General features: G+C 69.5%; 19 protein-coding genes and 1 pseudogene. 14 read left to right on the top strand and 6 right to left on the bottom strand.

The features are described 5' to 3' along the window. Window positions 1–1,448: sigma-54 dependent transcriptional regulator (locus tag VKN16_26795; protein ID HME97827.1), on the bottom strand; the 1,448-nt coding region annotated here is incomplete at its 3' end. A gap of 242 nt (window positions 1,449–1,690) precedes the next feature. Here VKN16_26795 and VKN16_26790 point away from each other — a divergent pair. The 10 genes from VKN16_26790 (at window position 1,691) to VKN16_26745 (ending at window position 11,130) form a co-directional block, all read left to right on the top strand. Further along, on the top strand, window positions 1,691–2,170 hold the full coding sequence (locus VKN16_26790) for a hypothetical protein (GenBank protein ID HME97826.1): 480 nt from the start codon (window positions 1,691–1,693) through the stop codon (window positions 2,168–2,170). 26 nt (window positions 2,171–2,196) lie between these two features. Further along, a complete protein-coding gene (locus VKN16_26785; protein ID HME97825.1) occupies window positions 2,197–2,895 on the top strand; it encodes a type II secretion system protein N in 699 nt (232 codons plus the stop codon). Window positions 2,896–4,351: 1,456 nt separating this feature from the next. Beyond that, window positions 4,352–4,546: a hypothetical protein gene (locus tag VKN16_26780; GenBank protein HME97824.1), complete on the top strand. Its 195-nt coding sequence runs from the start codon at window positions 4,352–4,354 to the stop codon at window positions 4,544–4,546. Window positions 4,547–4,590: 44 nt separating this feature from the next. After that, window positions 4,591–4,878 carry a hypothetical protein gene (locus VKN16_26775; protein ID HME97823.1) on the top strand — a complete coding sequence of 96 codons (288 nt, stop codon included), beginning with the start codon at window positions 4,591–4,593 and terminating at the stop codon, window positions 4,876–4,878. A 119-nt stretch (window positions 4,879–4,997) separates the two neighbouring features. Further along, a complete protein-coding gene (locus tag VKN16_26770) occupies window positions 4,998–5,198 on the top strand; it encodes a cold-shock protein (GenBank protein HME97822.1) in 201 nt (66 codons plus the stop codon). A gap of 627 nt (window positions 5,199–5,825) precedes the next feature. After that, window positions 5,826–7,049: an MFS transporter gene (locus tag VKN16_26765; protein HME97821.1), complete on the top strand. Its 1,224-nt coding sequence runs from the start codon at window positions 5,826–5,828 to the stop codon at window positions 7,047–7,049. 154 nt (window positions 7,050–7,203) lie between these two features. Continuing rightward, window positions 7,204–7,569, top strand: coding sequence for an SgcJ/EcaC family oxidoreductase (locus tag VKN16_26760; GenBank protein HME97820.1), 366 nt, complete (start codon window positions 7,204–7,206; stop codon window positions 7,567–7,569). A 176-nt stretch (window positions 7,570–7,745) separates the two neighbouring features. Then, entirely contained in the window at window positions 7,746–10,076 is a 2,331-nt protein-coding gene (locus VKN16_26755) for a xanthine dehydrogenase family protein molybdopterin-binding subunit (protein ID HME97819.1), read from the top strand. Continuing rightward, window positions 10,073–10,387, top strand: a complete 315-nt coding sequence (locus VKN16_26750; GenBank protein HME97818.1) for a PilZ domain-containing protein — start codon at window positions 10,073–10,075, stop codon at window positions 10,385–10,387. The genes VKN16_26755 and VKN16_26750 overlap by 4 nt, the downstream gene beginning before the upstream one ends. 11 nt (window positions 10,388–10,398) lie before the next feature. Continuing rightward, a complete protein-coding gene (locus VKN16_26745; GenBank protein HME97817.1) occupies window positions 10,399–11,130 on the top strand; it encodes a class II aldolase/adducin family protein in 732 nt (243 codons plus the stop codon). A gap of 11 nt (window positions 11,131–11,141) precedes the next feature. Here VKN16_26745 and VKN16_26740 read toward each other — a convergent pair. Continuing rightward, window positions 11,142–11,378 (bottom strand): annotated as a pseudogene (locus tag VKN16_26740) (Fe-S-binding domain-containing protein). A gap of 454 nt (window positions 11,379–11,832) precedes the next feature. On the opposite strand from VKN16_26740, the gene VKN16_26735 reads away from it, so the two are divergent. Together VKN16_26735 and VKN16_26730 are read left to right on the top strand one after the other, a co-directional pair. Next, window positions 11,833–12,249 carry a PIN domain-containing protein gene (locus tag VKN16_26735; protein HME97816.1) on the top strand — a complete coding sequence of 139 codons (417 nt, stop codon included), beginning with the start codon at window positions 11,833–11,835 and terminating at the stop codon, window positions 12,247–12,249. Between the two features lie 330 nt (window positions 12,250–12,579). After that, window positions 12,580–13,701 (top strand): hypothetical protein, encoded by a 1,122-nt coding sequence (locus VKN16_26730; GenBank protein HME97815.1) that lies wholly within the window; start codon window positions 12,580–12,582, stop codon window positions 13,699–13,701. A 385-nt stretch (window positions 13,702–14,086) separates the two neighbouring features. Here VKN16_26730 and VKN16_26725 read toward each other — a convergent pair whose 3' ends face one another. Both VKN16_26725 and VKN16_26720 read right to left on the bottom strand, forming a co-directional pair. Next, on the bottom strand, window positions 14,087–15,298 hold the full coding sequence (locus VKN16_26725; GenBank protein HME97814.1) for a hypothetical protein: 1,212 nt from the start codon (window positions 15,296–15,298) through the stop codon (window positions 14,087–14,089). A 135-nt stretch (window positions 15,299–15,433) separates the two neighbouring features. Then, complete coding sequence (locus VKN16_26720) at window positions 15,434–18,670, bottom strand: AAA family ATPase (protein ID HME97813.1); 3,237 nt, start codon at window positions 18,668–18,670, stop codon at window positions 15,434–15,436. 118 nt (window positions 18,671–18,788) lie between these two features. On the opposite strand from VKN16_26720, the gene VKN16_26715 reads away from it, so the two are divergent. After that, window positions 18,789–19,646: a phosphatase PAP2 family protein gene (locus VKN16_26715; protein HME97812.1), complete on the top strand. Its 858-nt coding sequence runs from the start codon at window positions 18,789–18,791 to the stop codon at window positions 19,644–19,646. 340 nt (window positions 19,647–19,986) lie between these two features. Then, window positions 19,987–21,324 carry an MFS transporter gene (locus VKN16_26710; GenBank protein ID HME97811.1) on the top strand — a complete coding sequence of 446 codons (1,338 nt, stop codon included), beginning with the start codon at window positions 19,987–19,989 and terminating at the stop codon, window positions 21,322–21,324. Between the two features lie 60 nt (window positions 21,325–21,384). On the opposite strand, the gene VKN16_26705 is transcribed toward VKN16_26710, so the two are convergent. Both VKN16_26705 and VKN16_26700 read right to left on the bottom strand, forming a co-directional pair. Further along, window positions 21,385–22,278: a 2Fe-2S iron-sulfur cluster-binding protein gene (locus VKN16_26705; GenBank protein HME97810.1), complete on the bottom strand. Its 894-nt coding sequence runs from the start codon at window positions 22,276–22,278 to the stop codon at window positions 21,385–21,387. A 92-nt stretch (window positions 22,279–22,370) separates the two neighbouring features. Next, window positions 22,371–22,769: NADH-ubiquinone oxidoreductase-F iron-sulfur binding region domain-containing protein (locus tag VKN16_26700; protein HME97809.1), on the bottom strand; the 399-nt coding region annotated here is incomplete at its 5' end.

Raw genomic sequence — 22,769 nt, 5'->3', positions numbered from 1 at the left:
ACCGTCTCATCCGTCCCGATGGTCTGCAGGAGCCGATCGAGGAGTGGCCCTTGCGCGCGCCGGACGTCCGCGTCGATGTCGATCCGGCTCGTCGAGCGGCCGATGAGCAGCGGAGCGACGTGGATGCCGATCTTGATCCTCGGCCCCAGGCCAGCGCCTTCACGGGCCCGGGCGGCGCCATGGTGAATGGCCATCGCGGCGTGCGCCGCGCGTCGCGGCGCATCGTCGACCCGATCGACCCCGAACGAGGCCACGACGGTCGATGGCGTCACCTCTTCGACGCGGCCGCCGAACGTCTGGAGTTTGTCGATCACGACTTCGAGCGCCCGGCTCGTGTGTGCCCCGGCGCTGGCCTCGTCCTCTTCCACGAGCGCGGCGTAGAGCAGGGTGATCCCGCGGCGTTCCCACTGAATCCCCGTGCCCGCGGGCGCGGGGGCCGGGGCGGTCTCGGGCCGACGGGGGCGGCGGGAAGGGGCGCGATGGCTGCGCACGCCGTACTTCTCGAGGCGCGCATAGAGCGTGTTGCGCGCGATGCCCAGCCGGGCCGCTGCGTGGGAGAGGTTCCCCGCACATTGCTCCAGCACACCCAGGAGATGCAGACGCATCGCCTCCTCCGGGGTGATGACGGCGGCGCTCGAGCTCGGGGCTGGGACCGCTGGGTCGGGCCCCTCCGCCGACAGCGGCTCCAGCATCGCTGCGGTGACCACGGGAGAGTCGGCGAAGAGCGCCGCGCGTTCCATCACGTTGGCGAGCTCGCGGATATTGCCGGGCCAGGGATAGGCAAGCAGGCGAGCCTGCGCTTGCTCACTCAGGGTCTTGGGCGCCAGGCCATAGTCGACGCAGGCTCGGCCGAGGAACCGCTCGGCGAGCAGGAGCACGTCGCGTCCCCGATCCCGGAGCGCGGGCATGCCGAACGTGATCACCGCCAGGCGGTGGTAGAGGTCTTCCCGGAACCGTCGCGCCCGGAGAGCCGCCTGTAGGTCGGTATTCGTGGCACTGATGAAGCAGACGTCGACCACCTCCGCCCGGGTGCTGCCGAGGCGGCGGACGACGCGCTCCTCGATCACGGTGAGGAGCTTGGCCTGGGCCGATTCGGACAACAGGCCCACCTCGTCGAGGAAGATCGTGCCCCGGTGCGCGGTTTGAAGAAGCCCGGGCTTGGCGCGGCGGGCGTCCGTGAACGCGCCCCGCTCGTAGCCGAACAGCTCGGCCTCGAGCAGCGTCTCCGGAATCGCCGGGCAATTGATGTCGACGAAGGGGCCGGCCTTCCGCGGCCCCATGCGATGCACGAGCCGGGCGACGAGCCCCTTGCCAGTCCCGGTTTCGCCCTGGATCAAGATTGCGGGGAGACGGCGGCCCGCCGGCTGGCGCTCCAGGAGGTGGCGCAAGTTGCCCCGGAGGAGGTTGATGGCCGGGCTCTCTCCAAGCAGTTCAGCCGGCTCTGGCATGGCCGCGGCTAGCCTACGCGTTTGCTCGGTTCACTGCTCACATTTCCGAACACTCTGAACAGTGATCGGCCAGTGCCGCGGCCGTTCGCGAGTCGCAAGTCTGCGGCGTATCTCGAAACGGCGTCGACGCTTCCGCAGCCGTCAACTGGAACGTTTTCCGCACGCGTTGGGTACCCGAGGGGAGGTGCGCAGCATCGGGACACCCAAGACAGGCACACGAAGACAACCAGAAAGGAGCCAACATGAGATCCAAGGCCATCTCTACGTTTGTTGCCCTCGCGCTGCTCGCTGGCGCCGCGTTCATGATCCTCTCACTGACACCAGGAGAGGTCTCGGCCACTGACGAGCAGGATCAGCCAAGTGCCGAGAACACCTTCACGAAATGGATCACCACCTATCCAAATATGGCGGGCTTCGTCGGAGGCGATGTCGGCCGGGGCACCTATGCCGGGAAGATTCTCAGCTTCCAACCCGGGGCAACCGGCTCCCCTACCTTCATCGAGGCTTTCTACCAGTTCAATGGCCGTAAGCACGCCTTCACCGCCCACGTCTACATAACGCAACTGGACCTCAAGGCAGTGATCATCGGCGTGGTAACGGACGGGTGGCTGAAGGGCAACACGGTACAAGGGGAGTACACGCAGATCAAGTGTTCACATGACAACATCACCACTGATTGCTTCCAGGGCACACTCGATATTCTGCGAGGCACCGAGCACTAGGCGCCCTCGGCCCGCGCGCTCCAGCAATGAGACGCCGGCGTGGAGTCCCGGTCTGGCTCGATCGCTGGGCTTCTTCGTCACGGCTCCTCCCGCTGAACCTGTTGCTGGCCCTCCTCGGCTGCGCCCTCGCGGCCGGGTTGATCCGCGAGTTGCTCGCCTCGCGCCCGCTTCCGTCTCCGCCGACCCCGCGGATCGGGCCGTCCGCAGAGGTCGCGGCGGTGACCGCGCCGCCGGCGGCGTCGGCGGCCTACGCGGTCATCGCGACGAAGAACCTGTTCAGCCCCGGTCGATCCGAAGCGCCGATCGGCCCCACCAACACCGCCACAAGTCCCAGGCCAGTGCTCCACGGCGTCGTCATCGATGGGGCGAAGAGCCGCGCGTACCTCGAGGATCCGCAGCTCAGGCAGGTCTTCGGGTACGCGGTCGGCGATCCCATCGGTGGCGGCCGCCTGGAGTCGATCGCCGCGGACCGCGTCGTCATCGCGCGCGCCGATCGGCCGGTCGAAGTGCTGCTGAAGGATCCGTCGAAGCCGAGGCCGGCGGAGTCCGCCGCCGTTCCGACGGGTGCGCTCCCGGCGTCCGCCGCGGCTGCTGCCCCGAGCGGCGCCGCCGCCCCTGCTCGCACAAGCGTCCTGCCCGCCGCCGTCGCGGCTCCGCTCCCATCCCAGGTCCTGCCCCCGATCGGTCCTCGCCTGCGCGGAAACGACCGTAGAAACGACCGATGACCGCTCATCGTCTGACCGCGTCCTGGCCCCTAAGGAGGAGACGCGGTTAGAGGTCGCGCACGGCGCTTGCCGATGTGATCCCGTTCGGGACGCCTACCACTGGTCCCTGTTGGGAGCGTACCTGGCGCCGCGACTGGTCGGCATCTGGCGTTGTTTCCTCTCACTGCAGACGCAAGCATCATTGCCCGGTTGCGTCCTGCGGAGACGAGCCAGATGGAGATCGATACCATCCCCCGCGAGCGAGTCATGCTCCTGATCCAGCAAGGGAAGCTCCCCGGTCAGCCGCTCGTGGGTATCGAGTGCGCGGTGTGCGACCTTCCGGTGAGCGCGGATCAGAGCGAAATGCAGGTCGAGTTCCTACGCGACCACGGTGCCGAGGTTCTCGAGGTCTTCCACTTCCACGTGCGGTGCTTCGCGAAGGGAGATAGGGATAGGTTGGACGCCGTCCCCGCCGCTCGACGAAAACGCGGCCGCTCGAAGCGGAAGAGAGTACACTGCCGTTGCCTCCCCTCGGGTCCCCTGGTTAGGCACCGCAGGTGCCAGGGCCCGCCGGTATCTGGCTCGTTCCTCTCCTTCCAGATCAGTGGGCCCCCGTGCCCGCGCCGGGGCCTGTCCATGGCGGTACGCCTGCTTCGAGGTGAACCCGAGGGGCAGGCAGGGGGAGATGCGCGGTGTCGATAGCGCGCGCCTTCGGGGCGACCTTGGCCGCGGCGACCCGCTCCATGCGCAGGGCGGTCTCCGGCCGCCGCGGCTCTCCGGCGCCGGCCGTGCCAGCGCCTGCTGTACGTGGTTCCCGGCGCATGAAGCGCGAAAGGGGGCGCAATCGGTCATGACGATGTCCTTGCTCTCGGCGGAGCAATTGAGGCAGCAGGTCCGGGTCCGGCTCGCCCAGGGGCGGTTGCCCTCGGTCGATGGGGTCTACAAGAACCGTCGAGGCACCGGCCGTCCCTGCATGGTGTGCCGCCGTCTGGTCGAGGCTCGCGAGGTCGAGTGCGACGAGACCGACCGGGCGGGCGCGGTCCTGGTGGCGCATGAGGCGTGCTACATGCTTTGGCGGGAAGAATCGGTGTCGTGGCAAGTGCCGAGACGACCATAGCGAAGCCCCGGGAAGTCGGAGGCGCTCTCGGCGAGAAGGAAGAAGCCCGGCCCCGGGCCGATGCTGGTAAGATAAGGGCCTTGAATCCGACTGGTCGGGAAGCGTGAGCGACAATCGTCCGCGGAGGTTCGAGCGTGCCCCGTCCTTTCGGGCCACCATCCTCGATACGTCCCCTCAGTGGCAGGAGCGTCTCGTCGCCCAGCAGGCTCAGCGAGCCGCCGAAGCACGAAGCGCCGGCGCGGGGGCCGATCTGTCTCGCGGGGCAAAAGGCCAATCGAGCGGACGCTGAGGCCTGCGCAGCCGCGCCCCCGGAACACCGCCGCCACCGGGTCGTCGCTTCATTGATCGGAGACACTGACCATGGCGGGTGGGGTGATCGTCGGCATTCTTCAGGAGCGATATGCGGATCGCATCGTGCTCCGCGACGGCACGCAGGTGTTCCTCACCGCCAAGCTCGCGGCCGGTGAATTCGCGATCGGGTCCAGCCTGACCGTGGCGTACACGGTCAAGAAGGACGGCCGGAAGATGGCCGACAACATCTGGCGCTGTAGCTAGCCTGGAGTGCTGGGCGCGCGTGCGCGGATAAGAAAGGAATCGGGATGGCGCAACGACGCACGATGTATCGGGGCGATCGCCGCCGCAAGGAAGACCAGCGCAAGGCCAAGCAGGAGGCCAAGCGTGCCCGCAAGGCAGAGCGGCGCGAGAGCGGCAAGGGTGGCCCGGAGATCGGCGAGGCCGCGAGCCTCCAGGGAAGCGCCACGGAGTTCGTCTGGTTCTCGCCGAGCAGCGGGCGGACGGTGACGACGACCACGGCCGCGGTCCCGAGCGTGCAAGGGGCGGACGACTGGACGCTCCTCGCGGATCCACGGGTGCCCCCGGGGCGTTGAGCGGATCACACACGTTTGGCCGCCGATTTTTTGATTCGTCCTCCACTTCAGGAGGACCTCCCTGCCGTTGGGGCGGGGTGTTACCGAGGCGCAAGCCTCGAGAGAGGTAGCTGGTTCAAATGGCACAGGGTACGGTCAAGTGGTTCAACGATGCGAAGGGCTATGGATTCATCACGCAGGAGGGCGGCGAGGACGTGTTCGTGCATTTCAATGCCATTCAGGCGCAGGGCTTCAAGAGCCTGTCTGAGGGCGACAAGGTCGAGTTCGAGGTGACCAAGGGCCCGAAGGGGCTCCAGGCCGCCAACGTGCGCAAGGCCTGATCGGACGTCCGTCTCGAATGGACGGCCGGGTGCTATCTCGACCCGGCCGTTCCTTTCACCGAAGAGTTGGATCATGATCCAGGCGGGCTAGCCTACGTCCGCGGCAGGTGGGCCCGCGACGGGAACGCCGCGGATTTGCGGCCCCGGCGCACCATTCCTTCCGTAGCGGCGGGCACGAGTCGGGATCGGCTCCGTCACACGGAGTCGCTCCACCGGTGGTCCCTTCAAATCACCGGTGTTGTTGGCCGCTCACCCTCGCCGTCCGCGCGATGTTGACCCCCCGGATAGAGCTGGCTCTGTCGATCCAGAGCTCGCCATCCAGCAAGTAGGTTCCTCGACTTCGGCGTGACGCTGCTGCCCCGCCTCCGGCCTGGCTCTCAGTTACTTCTGTGGGGCCCTCGAAGCATTTGCCGACACCTCGAACTCGTTGAGCCAGGCCGTGCTTCAATCGTCCCTACGCGTTGCTCGGATTGCGTCACCATAGGTCAACAGCTATAGTTCACAGGGTCCGTGCGCCGTCGCGTGAATCGGCGCTGGATGCCTCCTAGATGAGCGGCCTCGAGTACTCGGCCGACGGCAAGACGTGGCCCGGGCCCGTCTCTTCCGTCATCGCGTAAAGGAGAAATCATGCAGCCGACGTGGTCGATACGCGCTGCCATCGGAACGCTCATCGTGGGCACGAGCACCGTCCAGCTCGCCAATGGGTTCTTCGGGACGTTTTTCTCGCTGCGCGTCACCCTCGAGGGGTTTGACGCGAGCATCGCGGGCCTGGTGCTCAGCAGCTACTTCGCGGGCTTCACCGTCGGCGCGTTCCGCTGCGGACCGATCATCGAGCGGATCGGCCACATCCGCGCCTACGCGGCATTCGGGGGGCTCGCTGCGGCCGCGACTTCGGCCATGCCGTTCCTCGTCGGCTCGCTTGCCTGGATGGTGCTGCGCGCGGTCATCGGGTTCGGTTGCGCGGGTCTTTTCATCACCACCGAGAGCTGGCTGAATGCGAAGGCGCCGCCCGAATTGCGCGGACGGGTCTTTTCCGTCTACATGGTGGGCACATTCGCCGCCCTGGCGGTCGGACAGCTGCTCATAGGGAGCAGCGATCCCCAGTCCCCGAGGCCGTTCAGCGCGATCGTCGCCCTCTTCGCGGTGGCGCTGGTCATGGTGAGCACGACCCGCGCGGAGCCGCCGCAAGCGACGGCTGCGCCGACACTCCCCTACGGACAGCTCACGCGAGCCGCACCGGTCGCCGTTTTCGGGAGCGCGCTGAGCGGCATGATCGCCGGCACATTCTACGCCCTCGTGCCGGCCTGGATGCAGGGCGAGGGAATCGAGCGTTCGAGGATCGCCCTGTTCATGTTCGTGGCCGTGATCGGCGGGCTCCTCTTCCAGGTGCCGGTCGGGCATCTATCGGACCGCTTCGACCGCCGGCGGGTGCTCGCCGTGCTCGGCTTCGGGTTCTCTGTCGTCGCCGTCGCCCTGATCCGGCTCCCGCATACGCTCGTCGTGGTCGCGTCGGCCGCGTTCCTGATCGGCGGCTTCCTATCCACCTTCTACCCGGTCTGCGTCGCCCACGCCCACGACTGCATGCCGGCCGACCGCGTCGTGAGCGTCAGCGCACGCCTCATCCTGGTGAGCGGCGTCGGCTCGGTCATTGGGCCACTGATCGGCACCCCGATCATGGCGAGCTTCGATATCGACGGTGTCTTCTACTTCATGGCCGCGGCGGCGCTCATCCTCGCGACGCTGGCCTCGTCCGGGAGCCTCGGTGTGGCGGCGCCGCTGCACCAGGAACGCCCCTTCGACATCCTGACGCCCCAAGCCACGCCGCTGGCCCATGCTGCGCGCGACCGGTAGTCTGGCGTCAGGTGGCGCCGTCACACGGCCCGAGGCTGGCCGGGGGTCCGTCGACGCGGTGGTTGAAATCGCGATCAACTCGTGGAAGTCTTCGGCCCAGTAACCGAGCCGAGCAATCTCGAACGGTCGAACCAGTCTCTTAGGAGGACCTACCATGAGTCGGACCGCTATCGCCGCCGTCAATCGGCAGTTCGAAGACGCCGCCAAGCAGGGAGATCTCGATCGACTCGCCGCGCTCTATACCGCAGACGCCATGGCGCTCCCGCCCGACGGCCCGATCGTGAAGGGGCGGGAGAACATCAAGCAGATGTGGGGGTCGGTCGCGACGCAGATGGGGCTCAAGGAGGTGCGGCTCGAGACGATGGACCTCGAGGTGACCGGCGACACCGCGTACGAGGTCGGTGAAGCCACCCTCACGCACAGCGGTGGCACGGCCAGCATGAAGTTCGTCGTCGTCTGGAAGATGGTCGATGGCCAGTGGCGACTGCACCGCGACATCTGGAACTCCACGGGCGCATAGCGGTCGGAAGCCATCACCATACCGGTGGGATCCCTGGCCGGCTGACTCGTGTACTATCTCCATGGTTCGATGGCGCGGGACCACTCGGGTAAGGACCTGGCCCTCATGATAGGACCGGCGGTCGCCGGCGCCGGTCCGCCGCCGTCGGTATGGAACGAGCGCGGCTCCGTGATCTCGTGAGCGACGACGGCCGCATCGGTGCCCCGCGCAAGCGCAAGGAGGACCCGCGCTTCCTGACCGGCGCGTCGCGCTTCACCGACGACATCGCGCTGGCCGGGCAGCTTCACGCCGCCGTCGTCCGTTCCCCTCACGCGCACGCGCGGATCCGCGCCGTCGACGTGGCCGCGGCACGCTCCGCGCCCGGGGTGCGATTGGTGCTGACCGCCGCCGACGTCGAGGGTGAGATCGCGCGGCCGATTCCCTCGTTCTCGCGGACGCCGCCCTTCGACATTCGCGGGCCCGACGGCGCGACGGCCCCGGAGGCCGAGCAGTTCCCGCTGGCGCGGGCGACGGTCCGCTACGCCGGGCAGCCGGTCACGTTCATCGTGGCCGAGAGCGCCGGCCTGGCCCGGGACGCGGCGGAGCGGGTCCGGATCGACTACGAGCCGCTCGCCGCCGCGGTCGGCCTCGAGGAGGCGCTCGCCCCGGGCGCGCCGCGGGTCTGGGACGAGCGGCCCAGCAACGTGTCCTTTCAGTGGGAGGGCGGCGACCGGCGCGCGGTCGAGGCGGCGTTCGCGCGCGCCGCCCACGTCACCCGGGTGGAGGTCGTCAACAACCGGATCGCCCCGGTCTTCATGGAGCCGCGGTCGGCGATCGCCGAGTACGATGAGGCCTCGTTCCGCTGGACGCTGCGGGTCGGATGCCAGTCGGCCCACGGCATGCGCGCCGTGCTCGTTCACGTGATGGGCGTCGAGCCGGATCGTCTCCGGGTCGTGGTGCCCGACACCGGCGGCGGCTTCGGAGCCCGCGGCGGCGTGTATCCCGAGTATCCGCTGCTCCTGGTCGCCGCGCGCCGCCTCGGGCGTCCGGTCAAGTGGACGTCATCGCGCGCGGAGGCGTTCGTCGCCGATCACCAGTCGCGCGATCACGTGCTCCGCGGCGAGCTGGCCCTCGACGACGCGGGCCGGTTCACCGCGATGCGCGTGCACGTCGACTGGCGCCACGGCGCGTACTTCACGAGCCGGAACGTCTGGGTGATGGTGCACTACCTGCCGCCGACGCTCGGCGGCCCCTATCGCATCCCGTGCGGTCACGTGGCGATTCGCGGCGTGTTCTCGCACACGACGCCGCTCGCGGCCTTCCGCGGGATCGGCCGCATCGAGGCAAACTACCTGACCGAGAGCTTGATCGAAGCGGCGGCGCGCGAGACCGGGATGGATCGCCTCGAGCTCCGCCGGCGCAATCTGGTCCGCGCCGAGGAGCTTCCCTGGACGACGCCGGGCGGCGCGGTCGTCACCTCGGGCGCCTTCGCCGAGCACTTCGACCGCGCGCTCGAGCTGGCCGACTGGCGCGGGTTCCCGGCGCGGCGCGCCGAGAGCGCGGCCCGGGGCATGCTGCGCGGCTTCGGGCTCGGGATGTACGTCGAGAACGACGGCAGCACGCCCACCGAGTTCGCAGAGGTCCGGGCGACCGGGGAGGGCCGCGTGGTGGTGGCGGTGGGGACCCAGGACTTCGGCATGGGCCACGACACCGTCTTCTCGCAGATCGCCGCGGCCACGCTGGAGGTGCCGTTCGACCGCATCGACGTGCTGTTCGGAGACACGGATCGCGTGGCGCGAGGCGCCGGATCGGCCGGATCGCGATCCGCGCGGCTGGGTGGCGGAGCCGTGGTGGTCGGCGCCCGGAAGCTGATCGAGGACGGGCGCGCCCGCGCGGCCGAGATGCTCGAGGCGGCGGCGGCCGACGTGACGTACGCGGCCGGCCGGTTCACCGTGGCCGGGACCGATCGAGGCGTCGACCTCTTCCAGGTGGCCGGGTTCGCCGAGGCGACGGGCGGCCGCCTCGCGGCCGCCGTCGACTTCGCGACCGCGGGGGACGTCCATGCCAATGGCTGCCACGCGTGCGAGGTGCTCGTGAATCCCGACGACGGCACGCTGCGCATCGAGCGCCACGTCATCGTGGCCGACGTCGGCCGGGCCATCAATCCGCTGATCGTGCATGGCCAGATGCACGGCGGCGCTGCCCAGGGCATCGGGCAGGCCCTGATGGAGCACGTGCGGTTCGAGGCGGACACCGGCCAGCCCTTGACGGGCAGCTTCATGGAGTACGTCCTCCCACGCGCCGACGATCTGCCGGCGATGACCGTCGAGCTCAACGAGCGGCCGGAGGCCGACAACCCCCTCGGCGTCAAGGGCGCGGGCGAGAACGCCACGACGGGTGCCCCCGCCGCGGTCATGAACGCCGTCCGCGATGCCCTGCGATCCACCGGCGACGCCGGCGTCGACATGCCCGCCACGCCGGAACGGATCTGGCGCGCCCTGCGGCGGGCCAAGCCGGGGAACGAGTGAATCTGCCGTCGGGTGAATCGGGCGGCCCACGGCGAGAGCGCCGGCGGCATCCGCGAACGCCGGTCGCCTGGCCGGTGCTGGTCGAAGCGGGGAAGCGGCGTCACCCGTGTCAGACGGTGGACATCGGGGTGCAGGGGGCGAAGCTCAGTCCGAAGATCTGGCTTCAGACCGGCACCGAGGTTCGTCTGCAGTTCGCGCCGCCCGAGGGAGAGCCGATTCGGATCGGGGCGCTGGTGTGGCGGGTCGACGCCGATGGGCTGGCATTTCTCTTCGACCAGCGCGTCGCCCATCCGCTCATCCGCAACGCCTAGGGAGGGCAACCATGAGCCAGGTGGCATTCGACGAGCGGGTGGCCAGCGAGCTGGTGCGCTACGCCCGGATGGTGGTGGCGCGCGGCTACATCCACAACTCCCTCGGCAACATCGCGGTGCGGGCGCCGCACCCGGACTTCCCCCACGGGGTGGCCTACACCAAGCACGCGGAGGTGTCGCTGGAGGAGATGACCGTCGACAACGTGGTGGTCACCGACATCCCGACGCCCACGCTGCTCCACGGCCACGTGCCGACCAGCGTCGGGCACAACCTGAACCGCGAGATCCTCCGGCTCCGCCCGGACATCGGCGCGGTCATCCACGCCCACCACGACGAGACCATCGCGTTCTTCGCGGCGGGAGCCAAGGGGCTGCGCGTGCTGTCGCTCGAGTTCCCCTACGTCATGGCGATGCCGCCACACGTGGTGCCGTCGCACCTGGACGTGGAGAACGACGTGGGGCCCATCGCGGACTTCATCGCCCACACCAATGCGCTCATCATGGAGAGCCACGGGGTCACCACGCTCGGGCGCTCGCTCTCCGAGGCGTACCACCGCCTGAACACGCTGACCTCGGAGATCCGGCGCAACGTCCTGGCCGAGCAGCTGGCCGCCATCCGCGGTCACGACGTGCACGTGCTGAGCCCGGACGCGGTGGACTGGATGTATCGCTACGCGGAGAGCGTCATCTATCCCTCCCGGGACGCGACGCGCCGCCCGGAGGGCGGAGACCGCCAGGCCTGAGCCGCCCCTGCTCAGCCGCTCCCCGGCCCCTCCACGAACGTGAACCCGAAGCGCCCCTTGATGCAGAGGTGGCCGTGGGTCACCGAGTTGTCGGCGGGAGAGGTGACCTTCACGATGCGGTTGTCCTGCACGTGCAGGGTCAGCGTGCAGCCGACGCCGCAGTAGGCGCAGATGGTGTCGGCGGTGTGCTGGCGCGCCTCGTCCCACTGGCCGGCCGCGCGCATGCCGTGCTCGCGCTTGGGGTTCAAGTCCCGTCGAACCCGCCACTTCAAGCATTCCACGGTGTTGGCCGCCGATCTTTCCGCCACCGGTCTCCGACCGTCTCCGCGACTGTGGCTCACCTCTCATCAGAGGCTCAGCTTGGCCTTCCCGTCGACGGCCATAAGTATCGAGTCTGGGACGTATGCAACGTCGGTTGTCCTCACGAACGCGGTGGCGGCCCTGAGGTCGCTCCCTTGATTACATACGGTCATAGTGCAATGGTATGGTGACCACCACGATCAGGTCGACCTACGTCATGGACGTCGAGACCGCGCAAGCGCTCGATCGCATCGCCCGGCGCTGGGGAGTTTCGACGTGGGAGGCCCTCCGGCGGGCGATTCGCGCGGCGGCGGAGCAACCGTCGCTCGAGCGGGGCGAAGCCGTCCGAGCGCTCGATCAGCTTCAGCGGTCGCTCAAGCTCACTCGGGCCCGGACTCGGGCATGGGTCCAGACGGCCCGCCGCGAGCGTCGAGCGACATCGGCGCGGGGCGAAGGGCGCGGGCGATACACCTTGACACCGGCTTCCTGATTGGTGCCTTGCGTCGAGGCTCAGCCGAAGACGAGCGGCTGCGCCAGGGGCTGGTTCGAGGCGAGGCCGTGGGCAGTAGCGCAGTGAGCTGGACCGAGTTCCTGTGTGGGCCGGTCCAGGGCCACGCGATCGAGCTCGCCGCTCGGGTCGTGGATGAGCCGGTGGCGCTCCTCGCCGTGGACGCCGCCGCCGCGGCCAAGCTGTTCAACCTCGGCCGCCGCCGCCGGGGCTCCCTGAACGACTGCATGATCGCGGCCACCGCCCTTCGGGCGAACGCCTCGCTGGCCACTACCAACCCTGCCGACCTTCGCGGTGCTCATCGCGTGTGACGAGTCACGTGACTCCCGGGCGCCAGCGCCGCCCGAGCCGGTTCCGCCCCCCTCTGCGGCCGACGCCCAGCGGCTCTTCTCCGGGCTCACAGTTCAGAGAACCGCCGGAGGCGGTCTCGTGATCTCGGCTCCGGCCGCGACCGCGTCGACGCTCGCCGCGCTCTTCACGGGAATGGCGCAGCTTCTCCTGGCGGCGGTGCCGGCCACGACCGGGCCGACCACGACACTATGACGCGCGTGAAGAGCCCGGGGCGACCACATCGGTGGGAGTTCAAGGCGCGTTTTCGCCGGCACGCGTTTGGATGGAGGTCGCAACCCGCCGTCGAGCGCGTGAAGCAGGCGGTCGCAGAGATCAAGAGAGTCGCCCGCGCGGACCCGATCCTTGCCGGCGACGGCGCAGTGTCCCTCTTCGAGCGGCTGTCGCCGGCCCTCGAACACGTCGACGGCTCCTCGGGCGCCATCGGCGCCGCGGTCAACCGCGCGATCGCCGAGCTGGTGCCCCTGGTCGCCGGCGCGCCGGCAGACACGAAGACCCGGGCGGCGTGGCTAGAGCGGTGCTGGGAGGCGCACGCGGCAGACCAGATGCCGTATATCGAGGCGCTCGCCGACCACTGGGGCGACCTCTGCGCGTCGAAGGAGGTTGCCTCGACTTGGGCCGATCGGTTGCTCGGCATCACCCGGATGGCGCTCAGCTCCAACCGTGACGTTCGCGGGTACTTCCATGGGACCACCGCGTGTCTGAGCGCCCTCTACCGGGCGGAGCGGTACGCTGAAGTTGTCCAGCTGCTCGAAGGCGAAGGCTTCTGGCCGTACGAGCGATGGGCCGTCAAGGCCCTCGCGGCCATGGGTCGGACCTCGGACGCCATCGACTACGCGGAGTCATGCCGTGGACCCTGGACGCCCGACGCCGGCGTGGACGCGCTATGCGAGGAGATCCTGCACGCGTCCGGCTTCGTCGAACAGGCCTACCAGCGCTACGGTGCGCGCCCGCGCCAGGCCGCGACGTTTCTGGCGACATTCAGGGCGGTCGCGAGGAAGTACCCGCACAAAGCGGCGGCCGACATCCTGGCGGAGCTGGTCCGGAGCACGCCCGGAGAGGAAGGCAAGTGGTTTGCCGCCGCGAAGGCAGCGGGCCTCTACGACGCGGCGCTCGCACTGGCGAGCCGGTCGCCCTGCGACCCTCGGACGCTCACACGCGCCGCCCGCGACATGGTTGAGAAACAGCCGGCCTTCTCGATGACGGCGGGCCTACTCGCGCTGCGCTGGCTCGTGGAAGGCTACGGATACGACATCACGGGCGCAGACGTGTGGGCGGCCTACTCCATCACGGTGAGAGCGGCGGAACGGGCCGGGGTCGTCGACGAGACGCGCGAAAGGATCAGGGATCTCGTGGCGGGCGAGAGCGCCGGGGGCTTCGTGAGGCAGATCCTCGGGAAGGAGCTCGCGCTCTGAAGCTCGACAAGCCCGTCCCGAGTTCAGCGGCACCTGCAGGACCAGGGACAGAGCCCGCATCACCGGCTGGCCAAGCGCAGCACGGACGACCGAGGGGGACCATGCGGCGCTACGGCGTGCAACTGCCTGCGTCGCAGCGCGACAACCCTCGAGGTCGGCGGCGCCGGCAAGCGATTGAAGACGCTAGCGATGCCCACGATTGGCCATGGAAACTGTCAATCCAGAGGTCGCGGGTTCAAGTCCCGTCGAGCCCGCCAATCAATCAAGAGGTGAGGAGGGGGCGGCGCCCTGTCGCCCCCTTCAACCCGTGAACTTACCCGCTTCTCTCTCGGGCGCGCCGTGCGGGTTTTGCTCGAAGCGCCCTTCGTGCTCCGCCGGCGAGCCGTCACGGTTTCGCGTGGCCCGAGGTCGAGAACAGTGGATACGTCGGGCGCGCGGAAGGCGGGCGGAGCGTCGGGGGCGCCACCTCCAGGACGGGCCGCGGTGTGTACGTACCGTTCGCTGCGGGGCTGCCGAACTTGCAGATCTCTACCACGTTCCGCAGCGTCTCCTTCGCCTTGCCCTGCTGCAGCTTGAAGAAGCCGAGCTGGGTCTCGTAGAGACAACCGTTCAGGAAGACAAGGCTGGTGGCGTTGTCCAGGGGGTCGCCGAAATGGTCGCGAGACGCGACCAGCAGCCGGCGGGTCCCGTCGGGCGAGAAGGCCCAGACATCGCTATTGTAGGTGTCGCCGAAGTAGATCGTCCCGTCGGGCCCGACCTCGAGCCCATCGTTGGCGCCGAGTCCGGTCGCGAAGAGATCGGCCCGGCCCGCCGAGCCGTCCGCCTGGATCGGTATGCGCACCAGCAAGCCGCTTCCGGTCGGGCCGCCGGGGCCGCCATCGGTTCCCGCATAGAGGTAGCGCCCGTCCGGACTGAGGGCGACGGTGTTGGTCCCGATATATCCAACCGGGGTGCCGTTCCTCGCGTTCCACGTGCCGCTCTGCTCGGTCCAGCCGAGCAGCGGATCGTCCGACCAGACGACTCCATGGCCCGCGCGATCGAACTTCCAGATCACCCCGAGCGCGAGGTCGGAGACGTACACGTTACCGGTGCGGTCGACCGCGATGTCATCGGGGAAGCACAGCGGGATGCCCATGCCGCGCGTCACGAAGGGGCTCACCGCTCCGGTCTGCGGGTTGACGCGGTAGACGCCGGTGGCCGTATCGGTGGCGTCGCGACAATCGGGATGATCGGCCGCGAACAAGTCTACTTTCGTCGCCTTCTTGAAAGCAGCGAGAATCGTGCCGTCGGTGGGATCCCGCTCGAGCCCGATGAGGTCACCTTTGAGCCCGCCGCCCGGCACGTCCGCGATCTTCTTCTTCTCGCCCGTGGCCGGGTTGACATGCCAGATCTGGTCGAGGAGGAACAGCGAGACGTACAGCCCCGCCTTGCCGTCCGTGGTGATGCCCTCCGGCACTCCTGGGACATCGCCCGCGAAGTCGAACGTGACGACGGTCCGAGCGGTGCGACCGGGCACCGCCTGCGCGGACGCCTTGCCAGGGACCAGGACAAGGGCTAGCGCGAGAACACCGAGAATCGACGAGCCCAGTCTCAGCATTGAGCTCCTCCTCCACCGCATGAGTGCGCCTCCGAGAGCCGGGCCTAAACCTACACCCAGCCTCTGCCCCACATCAATGACGCATAGCGCCCGACGCACTCCGTCCTGACTTGCCTCGCGCCGAGGGCGGCGCTCTCATTCCGTGAAGCGCATCCCCATCTGCTGGAACATCGCTCCCGCAGCGGCCAGATGCTCCCGGGCCCGTCCGGGATCACTCGCTCGCCAGAGCGTGCCTAGCCCGAGCCGGCACTCCGCGACGAGGGGCCGGAGACCCAGCTCAGTGGCGAGGGCCAGCGCCACGTGGTAGTGACGCTCGCACGTGCGCTCGTCGCGCTCGACCGCCTGCGCATGGATCTGGCCGCGCAGGAAGATCAGGCGCGCCTCGGCGGCCCGCTCGTGCCGTGCTCGGGACAACGCCAGCGCCCGCTCGGCCAGCTCGATCGCCGCATCCGGCTCGCGGGCCAGCACGTGCGCCTCGCTGAGGTAGCCCAGGAAGACCACCTCCCGCGTCCGACGTCCGCGCGCGAGCTCCTCGAGCGCCTCTCGCAGGAGGGCAATCCCAGTTCCGGGCCGTCCCGTCTTGGCCTGCGCGTATCCGAGCATGGCTCTCGCCGCGCAGGACCAGGCGGGCAAGCCGGCCGCGCGAAAGTACTCGAGGCACGTCTCCAGCCCGGGCATCGCCTCGACGAAGTCGCCTCGGCACAGCAACACGTGGCAGCCATCGAGACGCAGGACATTGAGGGTGCTGGTGTGTCGGATCGCCTCCGCAATCCGGAGGGCTTCGGCGATGGTGGCCGACGCCGCCTCGAAGTCGCCGAGCTCTGCCTGGGATCGAGCGAGCTCGCCACGCGTATTCACCGACGGGTAGAGCGTTCGACCCATCCGCTCGCGTTCCAGGTCACCTCCCAGCAGTCGAGTGGCTCTGGCGAGGAGGCCGGTGGCCCGCTGATGGTCGCCGACGCTGCCGGAGATCATTCCAAGGTTGAGATTCGCGTGGATCAGTGTTGGCGCATCGCCGGTCGCCTCCGCCAGGGCGAGGGCCCGGGTGCCCGCTTCGAGCGCGCGAAGAATGTCGCCCGCGTACCAGAGGGCATTGGCCCGCAGCGTGGCGACCCTCGCGAGGTACAGAGGATTTCCCAGGCGCTCGGCGTGGAGTGCCGCCTCCTGTACGCACCGCAAGACGGCGTCACGCTCTCCGAGGGCGAAGTGGTGCGCGATACGGAAGCCGCGCAGCTCGATGGCCTGCTCGAGCGTCGCACGGCTCTCCGGCAGGCGGGTCAGCGCCTCGAGCGCCTGGTCGAAGCACGCGCCGGCCTGGGCCGAGGCCGAGCGTTCGGCCGCGACGGCGCCGGCGCGTTGGCCGTAAACCACGGCCTCGTCCCAGAGCTCGCCCCGGAACGTGTGATGCGCCAGGCGCTCCACGTGTTCGTCCGGTCGGAGGGCGGGCAGTCGCTCGAGCGCCCGGGCCACGGCGGCGTGGAGCAGCACGCGCCGCGGCGGCAGGAGCTGTCCGTGCACGACCTCTCGAACGCGCTCGTGAACGAAGTCGAAGCGCTCCCCGACGACGCGAAGCAGACGGCGACGGACCAGCCGCTCCACCTCCTCGGCCGCCTCGACCTCATCGAGCCCGCTCGCGCCCTGCAGCAAGGCGAAATCGAACTCGCGGCCGATCACCGACGCGACCGCCAGGACGCCGCGGCTTCGCTCGCCGAGCCGCTCGAGCCGGCCGGCGATCACCTCTCTGACCCGAACGGGCAGGGCAGGCCCGGTGGGGGTCTGCGCCACCGTGCCGTCGGCGAGGGCCCGCATCGTCTCCACCACGATGAACGGGTTGCCCTCACTGGTGGTGAAGATCTGCTCGGCGAGCCGGGCCACCGTGTCCGTGGAGGTGCCGGCCCGGGCCAGCGACTTCACCAGCGTGGCCGTCTCCTGACCCGAGAGCGGCGAGAGGGTCAGGCGCTCGACGCGCGGATCTTCGGCGAGCTCGGCCAGGACCGCGGCGGCCGGTGTGCCCGTCACCTCCTCTTCGCGTGCCGTCACCACGAGGAGCACGCGGGCGCTCCGCATCCGTCGGGCGACGAAGGCCAGGAGGCGCAGGCTCATCTCGTCAGCCCAGTGCAGATCCTCCAGCATGATGAGCCGGGGGTGCTCGACCGCCAGACACGAGAGCAGGTGGGTCACCGCCTCGAAGAGCCGCTGAGCTCCCTCTCCCGCGCGATCCGGCGTACCACGCTTGAACTCCGGCATGAGGCGCGCCAGCTCCGCCGTCCATGCCGGGCCCAGGCGCGCCACGAGCCGCGGATCATCGAGCCGCTCGCCGGCGCGAAGCGCGTCGATCCACGGAGCGAAGGAGAGGACCTGCTCGCTCAGGTAGGAGCGCCCCGGATGGCAGCGGACGCCCTGCCGGTGCGCCTCGGCCTCGAGCGCTTCGAGCAGGCTGGTCTTTCCGATGCCGGCTTCCCCGAGGAGGACCACCAGCCGGCCCTCTCCGCGTCCGAGCGCGGTGAGGGCCCCGTGCAGGCGGGCCATCTCGGCGTCGCGTCCCATGAGCGTGATCGGCTCGCGCTGGACGGCCCGCCCGGGCTGCCCCGGCGGGGCCTTGTCAGGCTCGGTGGTGCTCGGAGCGGCATGTGGCTGAGCGGATCGAACGATGTCCCGGTAGAGCTGCCTGGTCTCCGGTCCCGGCTCCAGCCCGAGCTCTCGTTGCAGCGCATCCACGCACAGCCGGTACTGTCTGAGCGCGTCGCCCCGTCGCCCCTGGCGCTCGAAGAGCCGCATCAGGTCCCGATGGACCGATTCCCGCGCAGGGTCGAGCGCCAGGATCCGCATCGCAGTCCGGATGGCCGGCGCGGCCGGTCTCCGATCCGTCTGGTCCGCGAGCAGCCTCGCGAGGGCCTCGACGGCCAGCTCACGCAGACGCTCCCGCTGCGCGAGAAGCCATTCCTCGAACGGCGGCTCCTTCACACGGATGCCTTCGAGGAGATCGCCTTCGTAGAGGGCCGCGGCCTCCGCGAGGGCGCCCGTCGAGCCGTCTCCCACCAGGGCCTCGAATCTCACGACGTCCACATCGAGGGCCTGCCCCTCGAGCGCCACCTCTCCGTGCTCCGCGATCAGGATCGCCTGGGGCGCGAGCGCACGGCGCAGGGTGGCCAGAGCCTGTCGCAAGCTCTGGCGGGCTTGCTCGTCACTCGTACCAGACCACAAGAGCGTCGCGAGCTTGTCGCGGGGATGGCGGCGGCCAGGGTCCGCCGCGAGGTACGCGAGCAGCGCCTGAGCCTTGTTGGACAGGCTGAGAGGGCGATCGGGGCCCAGCCGGGCCCGAAAGCCTCCGAGGAGGCTGAGCGAGAGCCTAGGTGCTTGAGACGCCCTCACGCGACGGACAGTCTAGACCACCGTCTCCAGGCGCAGCAACCGTTGACGCGCTTTTCACGGTCGTTCGCATGGTCCTCTGACGCCGTCGCGGTGAAATGGCGCGCGAGGAGGCCCACTCATGCGGACACCAGCGAATCGTCTCGCGCTCGTCCTCGCCTCGGCGGCTTGTCTGCTCGCGCTGACGTGCAGTGAGGCGGCGGCCCAGAGGAGCCGGCTCCTGGAGTTCGGTCCGGAGGGGCTCGAGCTCCAGCCGATCGTCACCAGGGAGCGCCGCGGGCAAGCCGTTCCGGCGGCCCGCCTGCCGGCCCGCGTGCCGGAAGGTGCCGCGAGCTGGCGTCCATGGGCGCTTTCCTCCGCGCGGGTCCTGCGGCTGCCCGCGCCTCCGGATGAGCGGGCGACGGCCGTCGAGCTGCGCGAGCTGAAGCGGCTGATGGCCGGGGACGACGCGGAGAGGCTGGACCGCATCCGTTACTGGGACGTCGGAGGTCCAGCCCATCGGTGGAACGAGATGCTCATGGAACTGCAGGTCGCGGATGTCGGCCGCGAGGCGGGAACCAGGCCGTCCGCCTTGCTCGCCACCGCGGTGCACGACGCCCTGATCGCGGCCTGGGACTCGAAGTACGCCTACAACCGGCGGCGTCCCAGCGAAGAGAGCGCGTTGGTTGTGCCGGAAGTCGTGGTGCCGCGAAGCCCGTCCTATCCGTGCGAGCACGCGGTGACCGCGGCCGCCACCGCCGCCGTGCTGGCCCATCTCTTCCCCGCCCATGCCGGGCGCTTCGCCGCGGCTGCTCACGAAGCCGCGTGGAGCCGAGTGATGGCGGGCGCCGCCTACCCGAGCGACGTGCGAGCCGGGCTCGAGCTTGGTCGCCTCGTCGCCGCGCAGGTGCTCGAGCACGCCAAGGCGCACGATGTGGCCGAATGGGCCCAGCTGGTCCCGGTCATCTCGGTGAGCCAGACGGCAGGCGAGAGGCAGTAGACTCACCGCCCCCCGGAAGTGGCGGCTCCACGTCGCCGCCTCGGGCTTCCTTCCTGCGTTGCACGCGCCGCGTCACGGCACCAATGCCAAGACGCCTTGGCATCCAGACCAGGGACACCCCGCAGAGATCATGAGAACTGTGCAGGTAAAACAATGAGCTGAGCCCTATCCGACGCTGGCATAGCATGTGCTGTTCGCCTCCGAGGCGCGGTGCGGGTCCTAGCGCGAAGGACGGAGATTGCCGCGGCTCGTGTGGAGGCGGTGCGACACCAGCAGCGTCTCACCGGCAGGTATCCTCCTGGCGTGACGTACCGGTCCTCACCATGGGAAAGGGGGTGTCATGAGCAACGGACGAACAGGGCAAGGGCACCAGGATTTCCGCCGCGTCGTGGTCGCCGCCGCGGTCGGCAACGTGATCGAATGGTACGACTTCTACATCTTCGGCAGTCTCGGCGCGTTGCTGGCGGCCAAGTTCTTCGCGGGCTCCAACCCGGCCATCGAGTTCCTCAAGACGATGGTCATCTTCAGCGCCGGCTTCCTCATCCGGCCGGTCGGCGCGCTGCTCTTCGGGTGGCTGGGTGACCGCGCGGGCCGCAAGGTGACGTTCATGGTGACCCTGATGGGAATGGGCATAGGCACCGCGGTCATCGGCCTGGTGCCGACGTACGCCTCCATCGGACTCTCCGCCGCGTTCATCCTGCTGGTCCTGCGCTTGATCCAGGGCCTGTGCCTGGGCGGTGAGTACGGGGGCGCCATCACGTACGTGGCCGAGCACACCCCCGACGATCGGCGGGGTCTCTACACCGGCATCCTCAACACGTCCCCGACGATCGGGATCATCGTGTCCCTCGTCGTCGTGATCGGCGTCGAGAGCCTGATGGGGAAGGAGGCCTTCGAGGCCTGGGGCTGGCGTATCCCCTTCCTGATCTCCTTCTTCCTGGTGATGATCGCCGGCTACATCCGCCTGTCGCTGCAGGAGACGCCGGTGTTCATGGATATCCGCGCGAAGGGCCGGCAGACGAAGAACCCCTGGAAGGAAGCGTTCCTCAGCGCCAACATCCGCTACGTCCTGATCGCCAGCGTGATGGTCTTCGGCGAGGGCGTGGTCTGGTACAGCAGCCAGTACTGGACCTACTTCTTCCTGCAGAAGGGCGCCGGGATGGACCTCATCACGGCGAGCTGGATCATCGGTCTCGGCCTGCTGCTCGGGACGCCCACCCTGGTGTTCTTCGGCTGGCTGTCGGATCGGATGGGCCGCAAGCCGGTGCTGCTGGCCGGCCTGCTGCTGCCCGCCCTGCTGTACTATCCGCTGTTCAACTGGCTGGCCAGCGTGACCGTGAAGGGCCAGGAGAACTACGCGATCGCGGTCATCATCGTGGCCATCCTGGTCTCATTCGTGGGGATGGTGTACGGGCCGATCGGGGCGTTCCTGGCCGAGTTCTTCCCGAGCCGCATCCGCTACACGTCCGTCTCGGTGCCGTACCACATCGGGAACGGCTGGGGCGGCGGCCTGGTGCCGACCATCACCTACGCCTCCTTCATGGCCCACGGGAGCCTGGGGCAGGCGCTCATCTACCCCATCGTGGTGCCCGCGATCTGCTTCGTGATCCTCCTGTTCATCATGCCGGAGACGCACAAGATCAGCATCTGGGACGCGGAGCGCCGGCAAGCGGTCTGAGCCGCCGCGAGCGGGGCGGGCACGGCGGAGACCTCGTGCCCGCCCCGCCGCTTTCGCTTCTCAGGCCGGCTGCCCCGGCCCCTCCACGAACGTGAACCCGAAGCGCCCCTTGATGCAGAGGTGGCCGTGGGTCACCGAGTTGTCGGCGGGGGAGGTGACCTTCACGATGCGGTTGTCCTGCACGTGCAGGGTGAGCGTGCAGCCGACGCCGCAGTAGGCGCAGATGGTGTCGGCGGTGTGCTGGCGCGCCTCGTCCCACTGGCCGGCCGCGCGCATGTCGTGCTCGCGCTTGAACATGAGCGCGCCGGTGGGGCACACGCCGATGCAGTTGCCGCAGTACACGCACGCCGAGTCGGGCAGGGGCACGTCGCCCTCGGTGGAGATGCGCGCGTCGAAGCCGCGGCCGGCCACCGCGATCGCGAAGGTGTTCTGGGCGTCGACGCCGCAGGCCTCCACGCACTTGTAGCAGAGGATGCACTTGCCGTAGTCGCGGATGTAGAGGTCGTTGTCGACCTTGACGGGCTGGGCGACCGTCTCGGCGGCGGCCCCGTCGGGCGCCTCGTGATGCCCGGGCTCCCGGGCGTCGCGCTCGCCGCGGGCCGCCGCGCGGGCGGGCGGGCCGTGGCGCTCCGGGCGCGCCCCGTAGCGGGCGAGCAGATCGCCCACGCCCGGCGCGGTCGAGAGGTCCACGGAGGAGGCGAGCAGCTCCAGCACCATCCGCCGCGAGAGGCGGACGCGCTCCGAGTCGGTGAGGATCGTCATGCCCGGCTCGACCGGCCGCGAGCAGGCCGGAACGAGCGCGCGCGAGCCCGCCACCTCCACCACGCACACCCGGCAGACGTTGACCGGCGTCAAGGTCTCGAGGAAGCACAGGGTGGGCACGTCGAGGCCGCGCGTGCGGCACGCCTCGAGGATGGTGGCGCCGGCGGCCACCGTGGCCGGCTCGCCGTCGATGACGACATCGACGGGGGCGGCGGCGGGCCGCTCCGGGGCGGCGGGGGGGCGGCTCGGCGGCGGCGGGCTCTCGAACCAGATCGGAGCGGGCTTCACGCGCGCGACTCCACGAGCGCGAGGCGGGCGAGCGCGGACTCCACCGCGCTCGAGGCGGTCTGGCCGAGGCCGCAGATGGAGGCGTCGCGCATGACCTGGCCCAGGTCGCGCAGCAGGGCCAGCTCGTCGGCGCCGGCGCGGCCCGCCGCGCGCAGCCGCGCCAGCAGCTCCTCCTGTCGGACCGTGCCCACGCGGCACGGCACGCACTGGCCGCACGATTCGTCGCGGAAGAACTCGGCGATGCGGCGCACGACGTCGAGCATGTCGGCGCCCTCGCCGAAGGCCATGACCACACCGGAGCCGAGCGTCGCGCCGATCGCCCGCGTCCCCTCGAAGGTCAGGGGGACGTCGAGCTGGTCGGGTCCGACGAATACCCCGGCCGCGCCGCCCAGGAG

This window comes from Candidatus Methylomirabilota bacterium (assembly GCA_035315345.1).
Taxonomy (GTDB): domain Bacteria; phylum Methylomirabilota; class Methylomirabilia; order Rokubacteriales; family CSP1-6; genus CAMLFJ01.
Note: the sequence above shows the minus strand (reverse complement) of the source record. Positions and strands in the feature narration are given on the sequence as shown.

Bases quoted from the DNA above. Each gene is read 5' to 3' on its own strand.
- VKN16_26790 (HME97826.1), top strand. From the start codon at position 1,691: ATGAGATCCAAGGCCATCTCTACGTTTGTTGCCCTCGCGCTGCTCGCT.
- VKN16_26785 (HME97825.1), top strand. From the start codon at position 2,197: ATGAGACGCCGGCGTGGAGTCCCGGTCTGGCTCGATCGCTGGGCTTCT.
- VKN16_26780 (HME97824.1), top strand. From the start codon at position 4,352: ATGGCGGGTGGGGTGATCGTCGGCATTCTTCAGGAGCGATATGCGGAT.
- VKN16_26775 (HME97823.1), top strand. From the start codon at position 4,591: ATGGCGCAACGACGCACGATGTATCGGGGCGATCGCCGCCGCAAGGAA.
- VKN16_26770 (HME97822.1), top strand. From the start codon at position 4,998: ATGGCACAGGGTACGGTCAAGTGGTTCAACGATGCGAAGGGCTATGGA.
- VKN16_26765 (HME97821.1), top strand. From the start codon at position 5,826: ATGCAGCCGACGTGGTCGATACGCGCTGCCATCGGAACGCTCATCGTG.
- VKN16_26760 (HME97820.1), top strand. From the start codon at position 7,204: ATGAGTCGGACCGCTATCGCCGCCGTCAATCGGCAGTTCGAAGACGCC.
- VKN16_26745 (HME97817.1), top strand. From the start codon at position 10,399: ATGAGCCAGGTGGCATTCGACGAGCGGGTGGCCAGCGAGCTGGTGCGC.
- VKN16_26735 (HME97816.1), top strand. From the start codon at position 11,833: ATGGGTCCAGACGGCCCGCCGCGAGCGTCGAGCGACATCGGCGCGGGG.
- VKN16_26725 (HME97814.1), bottom strand. From the start codon at position 15,298: ATGCTGAGACTGGGCTCGTCGATTCTCGGTGTTCTCGCGCTAGCCCTT.
- VKN16_26715 (HME97812.1), top strand. From the start codon at position 18,789: ATGCGGACACCAGCGAATCGTCTCGCGCTCGTCCTCGCCTCGGCGGCT.
- VKN16_26710 (HME97811.1), top strand. From the start codon at position 19,987: ATGAGCAACGGACGAACAGGGCAAGGGCACCAGGATTTCCGCCGCGTC.